General features: G+C 73.3%; 17 protein-coding genes and 1 tRNA gene. 4 read left to right on the top strand and 14 right to left on the bottom strand.

Translation table 11 applies throughout. The annotated features are described in order from the left end of the window. Nucleotides 1-97 precede the first annotated feature (97 nt). Nucleotides 98-595: a MarR family transcriptional regulator gene (locus ACFZDA_RS30875; RefSeq protein WP_391088034.1), complete on the top strand. Its 498-nt coding sequence runs from the start codon at nt 98-100 to the stop codon at nt 593-595. Here ACFZDA_RS30875 and ACFZDA_RS30870 read toward each other — a convergent pair. The 5 genes from ACFZDA_RS30870 to ACFZDA_RS30850 all read right to left on the bottom strand — a co-directional run bounded on the left by ACFZDA_RS30870 (nt 577) and on the right by ACFZDA_RS30850 (nt 4,772). Next, entirely contained in the window at nt 577-1,653 is a 1,077-nt protein-coding gene (locus tag ACFZDA_RS30870) for a SpoIIE family protein phosphatase (RefSeq protein ID WP_391088032.1), read from the bottom strand. The two genes, ACFZDA_RS30875 and ACFZDA_RS30870, sit on opposite strands and share 19 nt — an antisense overlap. Then, nucleotides 1,653-2,096, bottom strand: a complete 444-nt coding sequence (locus tag ACFZDA_RS30865; RefSeq protein ID WP_391088029.1) for an ATP-binding protein — start codon at nt 2,094-2,096, stop codon at nt 1,653-1,655. Before ACFZDA_RS30865 ends, ACFZDA_RS30870 begins: the two co-directional genes overlap by 1 nt. Next, entirely contained in the window at nt 2,096-2,539 is a 444-nt protein-coding gene (locus tag ACFZDA_RS30860; protein WP_391088028.1) for an STAS domain-containing protein, read from the bottom strand. The genes ACFZDA_RS30865 and ACFZDA_RS30860 overlap by 1 nt, the downstream gene beginning before the upstream one ends. After that, nucleotides 2,536-3,435 (bottom strand): RsbRD N-terminal domain-containing protein, encoded by a 900-nt coding sequence (locus tag ACFZDA_RS30855; RefSeq protein WP_391088025.1) that lies wholly within the window; start codon nt 3,433-3,435, stop codon nt 2,536-2,538. Before ACFZDA_RS30855 ends, ACFZDA_RS30860 begins: the two co-directional genes overlap by 4 nt. Nucleotides 3,436-3,551: 116 nt before the next feature. Beyond that, nucleotides 3,552-4,772 (bottom strand): SpoIIE family protein phosphatase, encoded by a 1,221-nt coding sequence (locus tag ACFZDA_RS30850; RefSeq protein ID WP_391088022.1) that lies wholly within the window; start codon nt 4,770-4,772, stop codon nt 3,552-3,554. 213 nt (nt 4,773-4,985) lie between these two features. On the opposite strand from ACFZDA_RS30850, the gene ACFZDA_RS30845 reads away from it, so the two are divergent. Then, complete coding sequence (locus tag ACFZDA_RS30845) at nt 4,986-5,426, top strand: MarR family transcriptional regulator (RefSeq protein WP_391088019.1); 441 nt, start codon at nt 4,986-4,988, stop codon at nt 5,424-5,426. Between the two features lie 343 nt (nt 5,427-5,769). Continuing rightward, complete coding sequence (locus tag ACFZDA_RS30840) at nt 5,770-6,612, top strand: SigB/SigF/SigG family RNA polymerase sigma factor (RefSeq protein WP_391088131.1); 843 nt, start codon at nt 5,770-5,772, stop codon at nt 6,610-6,612. A gap of 101 nt (nt 6,613-6,713) precedes the next feature. On the opposite strand, the gene ACFZDA_RS30835 is transcribed toward ACFZDA_RS30840, so the two are convergent. The 8 genes from ACFZDA_RS30835 to ACFZDA_RS30800 form a co-directional block, all read right to left on the bottom strand. Beyond that, nucleotides 6,714-7,172: a MarR family winged helix-turn-helix transcriptional regulator gene (locus tag ACFZDA_RS30835; protein WP_391088017.1), complete on the bottom strand. Its 459-nt coding sequence runs from the start codon at nt 7,170-7,172 to the stop codon at nt 6,714-6,716. Between the two features lie 311 nt (nt 7,173-7,483). Further along, entirely contained in the window at nt 7,484-7,786 is a 303-nt protein-coding gene (locus tag ACFZDA_RS30830; RefSeq protein WP_391088014.1) for a ferredoxin, read from the bottom strand. Then, nucleotides 7,783-9,102: an NADH-ubiquinone oxidoreductase-F iron-sulfur binding region domain-containing protein gene (locus ACFZDA_RS30825; RefSeq protein ID WP_391088011.1), complete on the bottom strand. Its 1,320-nt coding sequence runs from the start codon at nt 9,100-9,102 to the stop codon at nt 7,783-7,785. Before ACFZDA_RS30825 ends, ACFZDA_RS30830 begins: the two co-directional genes overlap by 4 nt. After that, complete coding sequence (locus ACFZDA_RS30820; RefSeq protein WP_391088008.1) at nt 9,099-9,896, bottom strand: ferric reductase-like transmembrane domain-containing protein; 798 nt, start codon at nt 9,894-9,896, stop codon at nt 9,099-9,101. Before ACFZDA_RS30820 ends, ACFZDA_RS30825 begins: the two co-directional genes overlap by 4 nt. Next, nucleotides 9,893-11,071, bottom strand: coding sequence for an FAD:protein FMN transferase (locus ACFZDA_RS30815; protein WP_391088004.1), 1,179 nt, complete (start codon nt 11,069-11,071; stop codon nt 9,893-9,895). Before ACFZDA_RS30815 ends, ACFZDA_RS30820 begins: the two co-directional genes overlap by 4 nt. Nucleotides 11,072-11,112: 41 nt before the next feature. Then, nucleotides 11,113-11,412, bottom strand: coding sequence for a hypothetical protein (locus tag ACFZDA_RS30810; RefSeq protein ID WP_391088002.1), 300 nt, complete (start codon nt 11,410-11,412; stop codon nt 11,113-11,115). Nucleotides 11,413-11,504: 92 nt separating this feature from the next. Beyond that, nucleotides 11,505-12,908 carry an ATP-binding protein gene (locus tag ACFZDA_RS30805; protein ID WP_391088000.1) on the bottom strand — a complete coding sequence of 468 codons (1,404 nt, stop codon included), beginning with the start codon at nt 12,906-12,908 and terminating at the stop codon, nt 11,505-11,507. Then, nucleotides 12,905-13,591: a response regulator gene (locus ACFZDA_RS30800; protein WP_391087997.1), complete on the bottom strand. Its 687-nt coding sequence runs from the start codon at nt 13,589-13,591 to the stop codon at nt 12,905-12,907. Before ACFZDA_RS30800 ends, ACFZDA_RS30805 begins: the two co-directional genes overlap by 4 nt. A gap of 503 nt (nt 13,592-14,094) precedes the next feature. On the opposite strand from ACFZDA_RS30800, the gene ACFZDA_RS30795 reads away from it, so the two are divergent. Continuing rightward, nucleotides 14,095-14,610: a DUF2231 domain-containing protein gene (locus ACFZDA_RS30795; protein ID WP_391087995.1), complete on the top strand. Its 516-nt coding sequence runs from the start codon at nt 14,095-14,097 to the stop codon at nt 14,608-14,610. Between the two features lie 281 nt (nt 14,611-14,891). Here ACFZDA_RS30795 and ACFZDA_RS30790 read toward each other — a convergent pair. After that, nucleotides 14,892-14,964 (bottom strand) — tRNA-Lys (locus tag ACFZDA_RS30790). Between the last annotated feature and the right edge of the window lie 122 nt (nt 14,965-15,086).

The following is a 15,086-nucleotide window of genomic DNA, read 5'->3' as shown; positions in this document are numbered from 1 at the left end:
GCGCGAACGGGGCGGCTTGCCGCTCGGCTCATCGGGTACAGCCTTTGAAAGAGGGCGACCTCTGCAGTACCCGGAGCTTATGGAAAGTGACCGTTTCGTGACCGATTTCGGCGGCCCCGGCGATCCCCGGGCGAGGAGACGGGGTGATGGCCCGGAGGACGTCGCGGCACAGATCGCCGACGCCGTGGAGAGCCTGACGGCCCTGTGGTCGGTCGCCGCCCAGGACGCGTCCCTGCGGCTGTCCCTGCACCAACTGCGGGCCCTGCGCACCCTGGAGGCGGCGCCCGGGCTGAACCTGACGGCCCTGGCGGACCGGCTGGACATCGGCCTCCCCACGGCCAGCCGCCTGTGCGACCGCCTGGCGGCGGCCGGCCTCCTGGAACGCGCCCCGCACCCGGACACCCGGCGCGAGGTACAGCTACGGCTCACCCCGCACGGCCGGCACGTCCTCGGCGATGTCGCCGTCCGCCGCGCACGGGCCCTGGCCACGGCACTGGCCGCGATGGAACCGGCGGAACGGGTGGCGCTGAGCCGGGGGTTGCGGGGGTTTCTGGCGGCGCGGGATCCCGATGCCCCTCAGCCCCCCGGGCCATGACGACTCCCGACGCCCCCGCCTTGACCCCCGCCCAGCACCGCCACACACGTGTCGTCCCGCACCGGGCGGGCCGCGCTGCCCGCGTCGCGGAGCACCACCGCGGCCACCACCGCCGGGTCACAGCCGAGGAGCACGGTGTCGTCGGGTGGTGTCCAGCGGCCGGGCAGGCCGTCGCTGTGCAGGACGAGCAGACTGTCGCCTCGCCACAGCTCCCGCTGCACGGACACGGACGCCGGGGCCTGCGCGCCCACGATGCCGGGCTGGGACAGCATCGCCTTCCAGGTGCCGTCGGTGCGCAGCCGGGCGCCGACGTTGCCGATCCCGGCGAACTGCAACCGCCCTGACCCCAGGTCCAGTTGGGCCACGGCGACCGCCGCGCCCCGGGTGCGGCGCAGGGACCGGCCAAGCGCCCGCAGTATCTCGGCGGGCGGCCGGTCGGCCACGTCACGCAGCGCGTCCACGGCGGCGCCCGACGCCTCCGCGGCCTTGGGCCCGTGCCCGAGCCCGTCGGCGAGCAGGAGGGTGTGGCGGTCGCCGGCGCAGACCCGGCTCCAGGCGTCGCCGGAGTGCTCGGCCCGGCCGAGGGGGACGTTGACGCCACCGGCGCGCGGGCCCCGCGGGGGCGTCCGGTACCCGCCGACGGGGGGTTCGTGGTCGATACGGGCCATGGCCACCGTGCCCCGGCCGGGCACGCTGTGCAGGTCGAAGTCGTTCGCTATGCGCCGGCACGTGCCGAGGCCGGCGCCCAGGGAGGCCGCGGTGGTGTAGCCGTCGCGCATCGCCGCCGCGACGTCCGGGATGCCCGGGCCGTGGTCGAGCGCGACGAGCTGCACGGACGGGCGCCGGCCGTCGGCGGTGGCGCGCTCGACGAGGTCGATGAGGACGTAGCCGCCGTCCGCGTGCCGCACCAGGTTGGTCGCCAGCTCCGTCGCCACCAGCGCGGCGGTCGCGATGCGGTGCGGGCCGAGCCCCGCGCACGCGCCGGCCGTCTCCGCCGCGACCCGGACGTCCCGCACCCGGGTCGAGTCGTCGACCGGCACGTCCCACACCCTGCTCATCACGGCCCCGGCCGGGCCGGCGGCACGACCGTGGCCCAGGCGGTGACGGTGACGGTGGTCCCCTCACCGGGCCGGCTGTCCACCTCGAACTCCTGGACCAGCCGCTTGGCCCCGCTCAGGCCGAGTCCGAGCCCGCCGCCGCTGGTGTAGCCGTCGGTCATCGCCCGGTCCAGGTCGCGGATGCCGGGCCCGGCGTCGACGAAGGCCAGCCGCAGGCCGGGCGCCGGCCCGGTGTCCAGCGGGGTGATCTCCACATGGCCACCTCCGCCGTGGACGAGGGTGTTGCGGGCCAGCTCGCTGGCGGCGGTGACGAGCTTGGTCTGCTGCACCAGGCCGAACCCGAGCTCGGCGGCGGCCTGCCGGACCTGCTGCCGCACCCAGGCCAGGTCGGCGTCCGAGCCGATCGGCAGGCTGGCCGGGGCGGCATGGCGGGAGGCCCGCATCACGGACTCCCCTCTCCCTGCCGCTCACCCGGGGCGAGCAGCTCCATCGCGCGTTCGACGTCCAGGGCGGTCCGCAGTCCGGGCAGCGTGAGCCCCAGCTCCACCAGGGTGATCGCCACCGCGGGGCGCATCCCGGCCAGCACCGTACGGGCGGCCAGCAGTCCGGCGGCGGCGGCGATCTCGGCGAGGACCCGCCCCAGGAAGGAGTCGACGATGTCCACGCCGGAGATGTCGATGACCACGCCGGTCACCCTGGTGTGCGCGATCCGGTCGGTGATGTCCTGCTGGAGCTGCTCGGCCATGCCGTCGTGCAGCTCCCCCTGGAGGGTGACCAGCAGGATGTCGCCCAGCCGGAGCACCGGCACCGTGAAGCCGTGCCCGCCCGAGGGCCCGGCGACCGGGGGCCCGAATCCCCCTGGCCCGTTCGCCGAGGGGCCGGTCATCGCGCGCCCGCGCTGTCCGCCCGGAGCGGCGCGATCTCGACGCCCTCCCGGCTGAGCGCGTAGGCCAGGGCGTCCGCCAGGCTCGCGCGGGTGAGCACCGTGCCGAGGTCGATGCCCAGCTGGACGATGGTCTGCGCGATAGCTGGCCGGATGCCGGAGACGATGCACTCGGCGCCCATCAGCCGGGCCGCGGCCACCGTCTTCATCAGGTGCTGGGCGACCAGCGAGTCGACCGTGGGCACGCCGGTGATGTCGAGAATGGCGTACCGGGCGCGCTCGGCGACGATCGCGTCGAGCAGACTCTCCATGACCGTCTGGCTGCGTGCGCTGTCCAGCGTGCCGATGAGCGGCACGGCGACGGTGCTCTCCCAGAGTTTGATCACCGGCGTGGCCACTTCGTGCAGTTGCTCGCGCTGCCGTGCGATCACCTCCTCGCCCGCGCTGACCGTCGTCTCCAGTACGACCAGACGCAGCGTGCCCATCAGGACGGTGAGGGCCAGCACACTCTCCTGGGCCTCGGGGGCACAGGGGTCGGGGAACTCGGCGCGCAGCAGGTCGGTCACCGGTTCGCGCAGGGCTGCCACCTCGCCGGCCAGCCCGTCCGTGTCGATGCCCATGCGGGCGCGGGAGGCGGCCATCCGCCCCAACTGGTCGCGCACCGACTCGAATCCGCAGGCCCGGATGTCGTCCAGCCGCCCGGCGGCCGCCACCGCGGCCAGCGCCGCCGCCACGGACCTGCCCGCCTCCACCGCCTCGTCGCGGGACACGGTGAAGACCGTGCGGAACAGCGCGGCGTCCGCCCACCGTTGGGCGACCTGCTCCCGGCGCCTTTCGAGAAAGGCACTCACCCGCTGTGCGGCCGGCTCTCGTTCCGCGTTCTCTTCCGACACCGACACCGACACTCGCATCGCTCCCTTGCACGGGCCGGACCGAGGTCGCGCGGCAGCACCTCAGCCATTACTTGCCGTATGACAAACATTAGGGCCGACGTACGGCTCCTCCAAACAGCCGCTCACTCACACCCCTTGACCTCCGCTTTCCCCGGCCCCTCCCGCCCACGCCAGTCCAGGCACACCACCAGGGCGTCGTCGTCCGGGACGGGTCTGCCGCGGTGGCCGGACAGTTCGCGCAGGACGGCCCGGGGCACCTCGGCGGCCGGGAGCAGCCGGGTCGACTGGATCGCCCGGGCCAGGGCGGCGTCCCCGTACGCCTCGCCGCCCGGGGAGCCGACGTCGTACACCCCGTCGCTGACGAAGACCAGCCGGTCACCGGGCTCGACCGCGAACTCCTGGGCCACGTAGTCGGTCTCCTCGAACATGCCGAGCGGCAGCTGGGCGTCGAAGGGCACCCGCTCCACCGCGCCCCGGCGCAGCCGCAGCAGTCGCGGGGAACCGGCGTCCACCGCCCGGACCCGCCCGGTGGCCAGCTCGATGTCCAGCATGAGCACGGACAGGTAGCAGCGGCCCCGGTAGTGCGCGTGCACCGCCTGATCGGCCAGGGCCGCCTGGTCGGCGAGGGGGAGACCGGCCCGGCGCGCGTTGCGCAGCGCGTTGATCGCCAGGTTCGTCAGCAGCGAGGCCTCTATGCCCTCGCCCATGCCGTTGGTGACGTAGAGACTGAGCCGGTCGGCCGTGGCGGACCAGTCGAAGTTGTCACCGAAGATCGCGTACGCCGGTTCCAGCTGGGCGCCCAGCTCGTACTCGGGGCGGACGCAGGAGCGGCCCGGCAGCAGCTGCCACTGCATCTCGGCGGCCAGCGTGAGCCGGTCCCTGCGGCGCGCCTGGAGGTACAGGTCGGTGTCCCGCTCGGCCACGACGATCTCGTGCCCGAGCACCTCGGCGATCTCGGCCAGTTCGCCGAGGCGGCCGTCGGTGTGCCCGCCGAAGCGGCCGTCTGCGTGCTCGCCGCCCGGCAGGGTCACCGTCAGCACACCGAGGCGATCACCGCGCACGGTGACCGGCAGATGCACGCGGACGAGGTCGCCCGAGAGGGTTTCCGCATACGGCTCCTGCGCGCCGAAGGCCCGGCCCGCCGGGCTGTTGGCGACGGACACCGGCCGCAGAGTGTGCGGCGGCTCGGACACCGGCTGAAGCACCGTCAGTCCGTAGTCGGCCAGGTACAGCTCGACGGAGTCCGCCGCGTACTGATCGGTCAGTACACGACGGACCGCGTCCAGCAGTTGATGGGGAGCCGCCGTGCGCAGGGCGCGCTCGGCGGTCACGAATCTGTTCACGATCGTCGTCACGATGGTCGAAGCCCAATCCTCGATCCTGGGTCGGACATCTCCCCGGACATCTCCGGGGTCCTCGGAATCGGCCCTCGGTACCGGGGCCGGTGCGGGGCCCGGGCACGGCTCGCCTAGTACGCTGACGGCCATCCCGGTGCCTGCGAGAGTGTGACTGTGACTTCCCTCCGACCCCGCCCTGAGCCAGCAGAGGTCGCCCGTGTGACCTCCACGGCCGCGGAGTTGCTGGAAGTCATCTGGGGCCGGGCCTCCACGGCACCCGCCTCGGCGTCCCAGCTGCGCGTGCTGCTCATCCTGGAGCACCACGAGGGGATCAACCTGCGCACCCTCGCCGACTCCCTCGCCTCCACCCCGCCCTCGACCAGCCGGCTCTGCGACCGGCTCCAGGCGGCCGGGTTCGTCGAACGCGTGGTGAGCGCGGCGGACCGGCGCGAGGTACAGCTGCACCTGAGCGGGCGGGGCCGCGCCTTCCTGGCCGACCTGCGCGTCCGCCGGGAGCAGACGCTGCGCGCGGTGCTCGACCAGATGCCCGCGGGCAAGCGGGTCGCGCTGCTGCAGGGCCTGGAGGCGTTCTGCGACGCGGCCGCGGCCCGGATACACGACGACGCCGACGACTCCGCGCCCGGTACCCGCACTGCCTGAACCGCCCGTCGCGGCAAAGGGACGAACATCCCGGATCCTCCCCCGCGCCCGCACATCACGGCTAGATTGTTGTCCCACGGCTATAGTTGTCAAACGGCAACTGACCGTCCCACGCGTTCCGCCGCCCAGTCCTCCGTGCCGCACCGCCCCGCCTCCTGCCCGTACCGTGAGCCGAGCTTGCGGGTACCCCGTCACCGCCCCGACCTGCGCCGACTGTGGCCAACGTCTCGGCGGGCAGGTCGTGGGGCATGCTCGGGGCGACTGCGGGTAGCGGCCTGGAGGTGGCCTGACGGGGGACGGGAGCGGGCCGGACGACGAGGGAGGGCCCGTGACGACGACGCGCATCGACACGACGACGGATTCCGGCACCGACACCGGTGCGGAGCTGCCGCAGATCGCCGAGCCGCAGAAGCTCGCCCCGCAGGACGCGCGCGAGCTGACCGGGCAGTTCCTCGAGCGGCTCGCCGTGCTGGAGGAGGGCACCCCCGAACACCAGTACGCGCGCAACACGCTCATCGAGATGAACATGTCGCTGGTGCGGTTCGCGGCCCGCCGGTTCCGTGCGAGCGGCCAGTCGATGGAGGACGTCGTCCAGGTCGGCGTCATCGGGCTGATCAAGGCCATCGACCGGTTCGAGGTCTCCCGCGAGGTGCAGTTCACCAGCTTCGCGGTGCCGTACATCATCGGCGAGATCAAGCGGTTCTTCCGCGACACCTCCTGGGCCGTACACGTGCCGCGCCGCCTTCAGGAGGCCCGCACGGAACTCGCCAAGGCCACCGAGGAACTGGCCTCCCGCCTCGGCCGCGCGCCGAAGGTCGGGGAACTGGCGGCGCTGATGAACCTCTCGGAGGAGGAGGTCGTCGAGGCCCAGGTCGCGGCGAACGGCTACCTGTCCTCGTCCCTGGACGCCGCGATCACCGGCGACCCGGAGGACGGCGACAGCACGCTCTCCGAGTTCATCGGCGAGGAGGACCCGGCCCTGGGACTCGTCGAGGACTTCCACGCGCTGGCCCCCCTGGTCGCCGAACTCGACGAACGCCAGCGCCTCATCCTTCACCTCCGTTTCGTGGAGGAACTCACCCAGGCGGACATCGGCAAGCGCCTCGGCATCTCCCAGATGCACGTCTCCCGGCTGATCTCCCGCACGGTGGCCCGCCTGAGGTCGGGGATGCTGGCGACGGGTTAGGGCCCGTCTGATGGATCTCCGCAGGAGAAGGAGCGGCGTTCGGTGTGCGGCGAGCGTGCGTGCCGGGCGTCGCGACGCTGCGGAGATCCATCAGAAGGGCCCTAGTGGTGCCAGGCGCGGCCGCCGGTGTTGTGGATGAAGCGCTGCAGCACCTTGAGGGTGGTCAGGTACTCCTCGTCGGAGATGCCCGCGTGCCGTTCCGCCCACAGCTCGTCCTGGAGTGCGGCGGCCGTGCCGTAGAACGCCCTGCCCTCCTCCGTGAGGGCCAGGCGCCCCTGGGAATCCTCGGTGATCCAGCCCTGGGCGATGGTGATGTCGATCTCCCGTTCCATGGCTTGCGGGCCCGTGTCGAGGTAGTTCTCGAGCAGGCGGGACACCTCGTCGCGAGACCTGGCCCTGTCGGCTCGTGCTACCTGTGCGAGGACCCACCATTGCGGCTGTGTGGTGCCGATCCCCGCGAGGGCGCCCTGGGTGCGGGTGACGACAGCGTTGAAGGCGGCCCAACTCCAGTAGCCGATGGGCTGCTGGATCAGTTCGGCGTCGCTGTGCGAATACTCCACGGCCGGTCCCTCCGTCGTCGTTCTTCGTTCGACACAACCGACCGTAGAAACTCAACCTCGCTTGAGGTCAAGGATCTTCGGCCGTCGACGGACGAGATGACGGCCCGCCTCGGCACCTCACCGGAAAGCCCAACGGCGCCCGAGCCGACCGAAGCCGACCCGGGCACCGCACAGCCGGTCGGGGACCGCTTCCCCGACCGGCTCCGGTAGGCCCTGTGGGACTCGAACCCACAACCAATGGATTGAAAGCAGGTCGCTGAACAGCAGCTTCGATGGCCGCGATCCCTGACGAGCGGGATGGTGACCGTCGGTCACCCCGGCGGTTCGTGGGACACCGCTCGGCGTGGTGCGGCTGTGGTGCGGCCCGGCGGCCGACCGGGCGGAGGCGTGGGCACTCGGTTCAGCCGGAGCGCCATCACCGGGCACGCGGCGACCGCGCGTCGGGCGTGGGGGAGCAGATCGGGCGGGACTGTGCGGCTGTGGAGCACGGGGTAGCCCCATTCGTCCAGGCCGACCAGTTCGGGCAGCAGTTCGGCACAGAGTCCGTGTCCGTCGCAGGCGGCGAAATCCACGGCCAGTACCTGAACCTGGGCTTGGGCTTGGGCGCGGGTCATCGCCATTCCTCCTCCGCCGGGGGCCGGGCCGAGGGCACGGGCAGGACGAGGGGGGCGTACGCAGCGCGGCACGGTCCTGTGTGTACGTGCCGGTGGACATCGTCGGCGAAGACCCGCAGCGCTGAGGTGGCCAGCCGTGCTCCGCCGTCGGGATGGCTGCACGCGCCGCGCCCAGGGAGCAGTCCGAGGCGGTGGTGCAGCCGGTCGATCCGCTGGGCGTCGGCGCTGCCCCGGGCGAGCGCGGCGAAGTCCTCGGCGACGGCCGGCAGTCCGAACCGGCACGGCCCGCACTGCCGGGCGCTCTGCGCGGCCAGGTAGCCCAGCGCGGCTGCCGTCTCGGCGAGCCCGCAGGTCTCCTCGGGCAGCGCCACCAGGACGCCGGCGCCCCGCTCCGGGGCCGTGGTGCTCAGCGGCATCGGCAGCCAGCTGCCGAAGAAGCCGCCCGCGAGCACGGCGCCGAGCCGCCCCTGCGGCCCGCCGGCCCGGTTCAGCGCCACTGTCATCGGGCTGCCCGCCGGGATCTCGTACACCCCCGGGTAGGGGACGGCACCCGAGACCGTGACCAACGTGGTGCCCGGTGCCCGGGGACTGCCGCTCTCGCGGAACCAGGCGGAGCCGTAGCGGGCGATCAGCGCGAGGTGGGCCAGGGTCTCCACGTTGCCGATCAGGGTGGGCCGTTTGCCTACGCCCCTCTCGAAGGGGCGCGGTGGGGTGCCCCGGGGGCGGGCGTCGCCGCCGTTCAGCCAGCTCACCAAGGATGTCTCCTCGCTGGAGACGAAGTGGTGGGGCAGCGTGTGGACCTTCACCGGAACCGGGTCGAGCCGGGCGCGGCGCCGCTCTGCGACCGCCGCGGTGAGCTGGTCCGCCTGCGTCGCCCGGGTTCGGGGCACGCACAGGTGCACCGCGTTCGCGCCGACCGCGACGGCGGCCAGTGCCGCGCCGTCCAGGACGAGGTGCGGGGCGAGGGTGAGCAGCACCTCGTCCTTGTGGCTGGCAGGTTCGCTCTCCATGCCGTTGGCGACGACCACGGCGGGCCCCTTCGCCCCGGCCACGGAGCGGAGTTTGCGGCCGGTGGGGAAGCCCCCTCCGCCCCGGCCGGTGAGCCCGGCCTCCTCCACTGCGCGCACCAGCGGCATGGCGGCCCCGCGGCTGCGTGCCGAGGACAGCGGGACCGGGCCGTACCGGCCGAGGTGTTCCGCCAGGTCGGCGGTCCGAACGGTGTCGTACCAGCCGGACAGCAGGCGTTCGCCGTTGGGGCCGCAGGGGGCTGCCGCCGAATGTTCTCCGTTGATGACGTTTCCGGTGTCCAGGTTCATTCGGCGTCGTCTCCCTCGTATGTGCCTTCCTCGTGTGTGCCTTCCTGGTCGTGCTGCTGCGGGGCCGTCGACTGATGGGGGACCGCGGGGGCGGTGGACGGCGCCGGGGCCTGTGCCGTGCCGCCCGCGCGATGGGCCCAGCCCGGCCGCAACGGGCCGCCGGCCAGGAACGCGACCAGGGTCACGGGCACCAGCACCAAGGCCGCCGTCGCCCACCGGCGGACCCGGACGGCCTGCGCCCCGGCCCTGACCAGCCGCCACCACACGGCGGCCAGGACGGTCAGCAAACAGCCCGCGTACAGCGCCAGTTGCGGGCTCAGGCGGGTGTCCGTGCCGGTGCCGGCCGCGTGGAAGAGCGCCACCGGCCATGACGCGTACGCCAGCCAGTGCACCGCCTTCCACCGGCGCGGGCCCAGGCGCCCACGGACCGCACTCGTGACCGCGACCGCCAGCAGGAGGTCCAGAGCCACCGCGCCCAGGCCCACCCACAGGGGACGGTAGGAGGCCATGAACGGCACGAAGGCCGTCGGCCAGGTGAGGTGGGCATAGCTGTCTGCGATGGCGGTGACGATGTGCATCCCCAGGAAGGCCAGGGTGAGCAGCGACAGGTTGCGGTGCAGCGCGGACACCTCGAACCGGCCCAGGCGTACAGGCGCGTACCGTCCCGCCGTCGCGATGCCGAGCGCGACCGTCGCGGTCAGCAGGACCAGTGAGACGGTGCCGCCGGCCCGGGTGGCGTACCAGAGCGGGCTCGGGCCCGGGGCTCCCGACGCGAGCAGGACGGCGCCGTTCATCGGCCGCCTCCCTCGGCGGGCCAGGCTCCCAGGTACAGCACGCTTCCTTCGACGCGGACCAGCCGGGCCGGCAGACCCGTGCCGCGCAGCCAGGCGGGGGCGCGTTTGCCGAGGACCAGGGCGGCGGTGGTGGCCGTGTTGGCGTCCACGCAGCTGCCCGCGGCAACGCTGACGGTGCGCCAGACGGGCGGCGGGATGTCGCCGGTGGCCGGGTCGACGATGTGGTGCAGGCTCCGGCCGCCGCGCCGCCAGGCTCTGACGGTGGTGCCGGACGTGGCGAGGCCGCCGTCGCGGATCGAGACGACCGGGCGTCCGGATCCGGTCTGCGGGGTCGCGTGGTGGTCGGTGGTCGTGGCCGGTGAGCCGCCGTCCCGAGCCGCGCGGTCGTCACCGATCCCAACCCGCCAGCCGCCGTCCCGAGCCGCGCGGTCGTCACCGATCCCAACCCGCCAGCCGCCGTCCCGAGCCGCGTGGTCGTCGGCGATCGCGACCCGCCAGCCGCCTTCCGGTGGTTCGCCGGCCGCTGACAGGTCGCCGCCGAGGTTGACCAGGACCCCGCAGCCCACCGCCGCGGCGGCCCGGCGAGCCGCCCGGTCCGCAGCCAGGGCCTTGGCCGTGGCGCCGAGGTCGAGCGCCGTACCGGCGGGCAGGCGCAGCAGCCGCAGGGCCGGGTCCCAGCGGACGGTCCGCCAGCCCGCGGCGGGCCGCGGCGTGGTCAGTGGACCGGTGTCCTCCTCGGGCTGCCGCGCGGCCACCTGGGCGAAGGTGCGGTCGTAGCCGAGTGCCATGACCGCAGGGCCCACCGTGGGATCGACGGCACCGTCGGTGAGTTCGGCTGCGCGCAGGGCCACCTGCACGGCCTCGGCGAGTAGGGCGCTCACCGGTACGGGTCCGGTGCCCGCGGCGGCGTTGGCGCGGGAGAGCTCGGAATCGGGGCGGAACCGGCTGCACGCCGCGTCTATGGCCGCCAGCTCTGCTCGCAGGATCAGCAGTGCGTCGTCAGCGAGGGCCGGGTCTGCGGTGAGCAGCACGGCGGTGGTGCCCAGCGCGGAGAAGACCGCGGTGGCGGGCTCCGGGTGAGCCGAGCGGGCGGAACCCGGAGCAGTGGAACCCGGAGCGGCGGTGCCGGCGGGAGTGGCGGTGCGGGCGGTCGCTCGCGGGAGCGCGTTGCTCACGCCGCTTCCGGCTCGGCCGCGGGCGCCCGCCGACATGGCGCTCACGACGCACCCGACTGAGTCTGCGGCGCCTGCCCGGTCGGCGCGGGCGGCTGCCCGGCGGGCTGGAGACCGCCGCTCGTGCCCGTGCTGGTGCCGCTGTCGTGGTTGGCGGACCCCGCGGGCAGGGCGATGCCGGGGAGTGCGTGCGCGTAACCGGCGCCCAGTACGGCGGTGCCCGCGACGGCCGCGGCCGCCACCCAACGGGTCGTGGCGCTCACACGACGCAGCCCGCGTTCGCGGCGCCGGACGGCGTCCCGCACGGATCGATCGGCGGTTGTGGGCTGCTCGGGAAGAGGCATGGATGAACTCCTCACCAGGAGGACGGTTTGTCCTACTGCCCAGGCTGCCTCGCGGCCTGTCGGGAACCGGTTCAGGAGTTCTTCAGAAGCGGTTAAGATCCTGCCCGCGGCCCGCGCGACGGCCCCTGCGACGGTGGCGCGGGGAGTTCCAGCACGGCGGTCAGCCCCCCGCCGACCGTGTCCTCAAGCCGTACGGTGCCGCCGTTGGCGGTGACCAGCCGGTGCACGATGGCCAGCCCCAGGCCGCTGCCGGACGCCTCCGGATTGCCGAACCTCCGGAAGGCCGCCTCGCGCGCCGCCGCGGTCATCCCGGGACCGTCGTCCACCACCCGCAGCAGCACCCCGTCGCGTGTAGCCCTCCCCTCGATGCGTACGACCGCGCCCTCGCCCACCGCGTCCAGGGCGTTGGCCACCAGGTTGTCGATCACCTGCTCCAGATCCCCCGCTCCCAGGTACGCCGTGAGCCCGGTGCCGCAACGGCCGACGAGCGACACCCGCCGCTCCCGTCCAACCGGCTCCCATGCGGTGACCCGCTCGTCCACCACCTCGTCCACCCGGACCGGAACCGGCCTGGGCACCGCGGTCTCCGCGCGGGCCACCGCGAGCAGCCCGTCCACCAGCCGGGACAGCCGGGCGATCTCCTCCTGCGCGCCGGCGAACTCCGCCGCCGTGACGTCGTCGGCGTCCGCCGCCAGCAGATCGAGCCGCAGCCGCAGCGCGGTCAAGGGCGTGCGCAGTTGGTGCGAGACGTCGGCGACGACCGCCCGGTGCCCGTGGATCAGGGCCTCCATGCGGGCCGCCATCGTGTTGAAGGTCGAGGCGAGCCTGCGTACCTCCTGCGGACCGTGCCCGCCCGGTACCCGTACGTCCAGCACGCCCTCGCCGAGCCGTAGCGCGGCGGCGTCCACGGCCCGCAGCGGGCGCCCGACCCAGCGGGCCAGCGCCACCGACACCAGCACGCCCGCCACCAGGACGCCGACGCCGATCAGCGCCAGCCGTCCCCACATCGCGCCGATCCGGTCGTTCATGGAATCCGCCGACCGGGACAGCACCGCCACCCCGACCGGATCCGTGGTGTCGCCGACCGGCACCGCGACGACCAGCCGGTCGTCCCGCTCACGCGTGGCCGTCTCCGGGTGGACGAGCACCTGGCGCGCCAGGTCGCCCCAGCTGTCGACGGCCTCGTCGTCCGCGTCGCCTTCGCCCGTTCGTCCGGGGCACTCGGTGGCCGCCACGATCTGCCCTGCCGCGTCGAAGACCGCGGCGCAGTCCCCTGCCCGCTCGGCGTCTTCCAGGAGCCGTCTCATGGAGGCGGGGGAACGGTGGTCCGACAGGTGTTCCTCGGCCGCCGCGGCGATCGTCCGGTCCACCGCCTCGGTCGCGTCCCGGAACGAGGTCCCCTCACGTTGTGACAGGGACAGCCCCAGCGGTACCACCGCAAGCGCCAGCAGCATGACGATCAGCGCGATGAAGGCCAGTGCGATACGCCGGGTCATCGCACACCGAGGTCCGGGTCCTGGCCAGGCTCAGCTGCGCCGAGGCGGAATCCCCGGCCGTACACGGTCTCCACCAGCCCGGGTACGCCGAGCTTGCGGCGCAGCGCCGCGATGTGCACGTCCAGCACCTTGGTGGGGCCGTACCAGTGCGCGTCCCAGGCGCGCTCCAGGACTTCCTGCCGGGTGACCACCCGTCCCGGGTCGGCGGCCAGACACTCCAGGATGTCGAACTCCTTCGGTGTGAGAGCGACTTCACGGCCACCCACGGTCACTCTGCGGGAACGCAGGTCCACCGCGAGGATGCCGTGTCGCAGCAGTTCGGAGTCGGACGGCTCGACGCGGCGCAGCACGGCCCGGATCCGCGCCAGCAGCTCCGCCAGGCCGAACGGTTTGACGAGGTAGTCGTCGGCGCCCTCGTCCAGGGCCGCGACCCGGTCGGCTTCCTCCCCACGCGCCGTCACCACGATGATCGCCGCGCGGGAACGGCTCCGCAGGCGGCGGCAGACCTCGACACCGTCCAGGTCGGGCAGCCCCAGGTCCAGCAGCACCACATCGGGCTCCGGGACCTCGGCCAGCGCTTCCCGCCCGGTGCCGACGCTGCGCGCCCGGTACCCGGCCCGCTCCAGGCCCAGCACCAGGGAAGCGGCGATCCCCGGGTCGTCCTCGACCACCAGCACACGCACACCGACATCCTACGATTTCGCCATCCATGCCCGAACTGACCGACAGGCCCATCGCTGTGACCCGTTCGGCCCTGCCGTCCGGCGCGGTGTGCGCGGTCGCACGGACACCCGGGGATGCCGGCGGGAGAAGCCGGAGACCGGCGTTCCCGCCGTGGCCTGGGGCCTGGCCGCGTCGCGGAGGGCACGGGCCGGCATCGACCTGATCGCTGTGCCCGCGTCCCTGGGCCTCGACGATGTCCTGGCCGACCGGCTCCCCGCCGACAAGGTCACGGCGATACGGGCGGAACGCGCACGAGCGGTCACCGTCATGGTCGGCGACCGCGTCAACGACGCATCCGCCCTGGCCGCCGACGTCATCCTCACGACCGACCGGGTGGATCCCGACCGCCCGTGGGCGCTACGGGGCGCCAGTGATGCCGGTGCGACTCAGAGGCAACTGAGAAGTCCCTGTGAAAAAGTCCACGCGCAGACGATCCGGCCGACCACCCACGGAGAAAGCCCTCATGAGTCTCACCGTTGTCAACGGACTGCCCGCGCACGTCCTGTTCGTGCACTTCGTCATCGTCCTCGTGCCCCTGAGCGCCCTGGCCCTCGTGGTGTGCGCGGCCTGGCCCGCCAGCGCCCGGCGGCTCGGGCTGCTGCTGCCGATCCTCACGCTCGTGACGTTGGCGAGCGTGCCGGTGGCCACCCACGCCGGGGAGTGGCTGGAACAGCACGTCGACAGCGACCCGTTGGTGCGCAAGCACGCCGAACTGGGCGACGGCCTGCTGCCGTGGGCTCTCGGCCTCTTCGTGGTCTCGGCCGTGGTCTGGTGGACGGCACGCCGCTCAGCACCCACCCCGGACGGCACGGCGGGCGCCTCATGGTCGCCCTCGATACTGCTCCGGAGCGCGGTGGTAGTGCTTTCCCTCGCTGTCGGGGTCGGCGCCGTGGTGGACGTCTACCGGATCGGCGACTCGGGCGCCAAGGCCGCCTGGCATGACAACTACTCCAAGCCGGCCACACAGAACGGCGGCTAACGGGACGAGGCGGCGTTGGCCCCCACTCCTCCGGACCGGCAGTGGCGCTGCCGCCGAGGCCACCGTCACCCACCTGAGGCTGCGGGTCACCGACAACGGCCGCGGCGCTGTCATCCGCAGGTCGTGATGTTCCGCCGGCTCTGTCCCTCAGTCGTCTTGAGGCATTGCGGCGCGTCACCCGCTCACGCAGGGGCCCGAAACCGAACCAGCGCCCGACCCGACCGAAGCCGACTCAGGCGCTGCACAGCAGGTCAGAGGGCATAGCCCCCACCTGCTGGTCGTAGGCCCTGTGGGACTCGAACCCACAACCAATGGATTAAAAGTCCACTGCTCTGCCAATTGAGCTAAGGGCCCAGGCGTTGTTGCCCCCACGAGCATAGCCGGACGAGGCCGAGTCTCCGATCGGGTATCGGTTCCCGGCCGTGCCGGAGGGGCAACTGACGCCGTGACGGCCGCGGATCCACCCCCGCGGGGCG

Source organism: Streptomyces sp. NPDC007991 (assembly GCF_042958445.1).
GTDB lineage: Bacteria > Actinomycetota > Actinomycetes > Streptomycetales > Streptomycetaceae > Streptomyces.
The sequence above is the reverse complement of the archived record's forward strand: the minus strand, read 5'-3'. Positions and strand labels throughout refer to the sequence as shown.

Coding starts and splice junctions, on each gene's coding strand:
- ACFZDA_RS30870 (WP_391088032.1), bottom strand. CDS start 1,653: ATGAGCAGGGTGTGGGACGTGCCGGTCGACGACTCGACCCGGGTGCGG.
- ACFZDA_RS30865 (WP_391088029.1), bottom strand. CDS start 2,096: ATGCGGGCCTCCCGCCATGCCGCCCCGGCCAGCCTGCCGATCGGCTCG.
- ACFZDA_RS30860 (WP_391088028.1), bottom strand. CDS start 2,539: ATGACCGGCCCCTCGGCGAACGGGCCAGGGGGATTCGGGCCCCCGGTC.
- ACFZDA_RS30830 (WP_391088014.1), bottom strand. CDS start 7,786: ATGACCCGCGCCCAAGCCCAAGCCCAGGTTCAGGTACTGGCCGTGGAT.
- ACFZDA_RS30825 (WP_391088011.1), bottom strand. CDS start 9,102: ATGAACCTGGACACCGGAAACGTCATCAACGGAGAACATTCGGCGGCA.
- ACFZDA_RS30820 (WP_391088008.1), bottom strand. CDS start 9,896: ATGAACGGCGCCGTCCTGCTCGCGTCGGGAGCCCCGGGCCCGAGCCCG.
- ACFZDA_RS30810 (WP_391088002.1), bottom strand. CDS start 11,412: ATGCCTCTTCCCGAGCAGCCCACAACCGCCGATCGATCCGTGCGGGAC.
- ACFZDA_RS30805 (WP_391088000.1), bottom strand. CDS start 12,908: ATGACCCGGCGTATCGCACTGGCCTTCATCGCGCTGATCGTCATGCTG.
- ACFZDA_RS30795 (WP_391087995.1), top strand. CDS start 14,095: ATGAGTCTCACCGTTGTCAACGGACTGCCCGCGCACGTCCTGTTCGTG.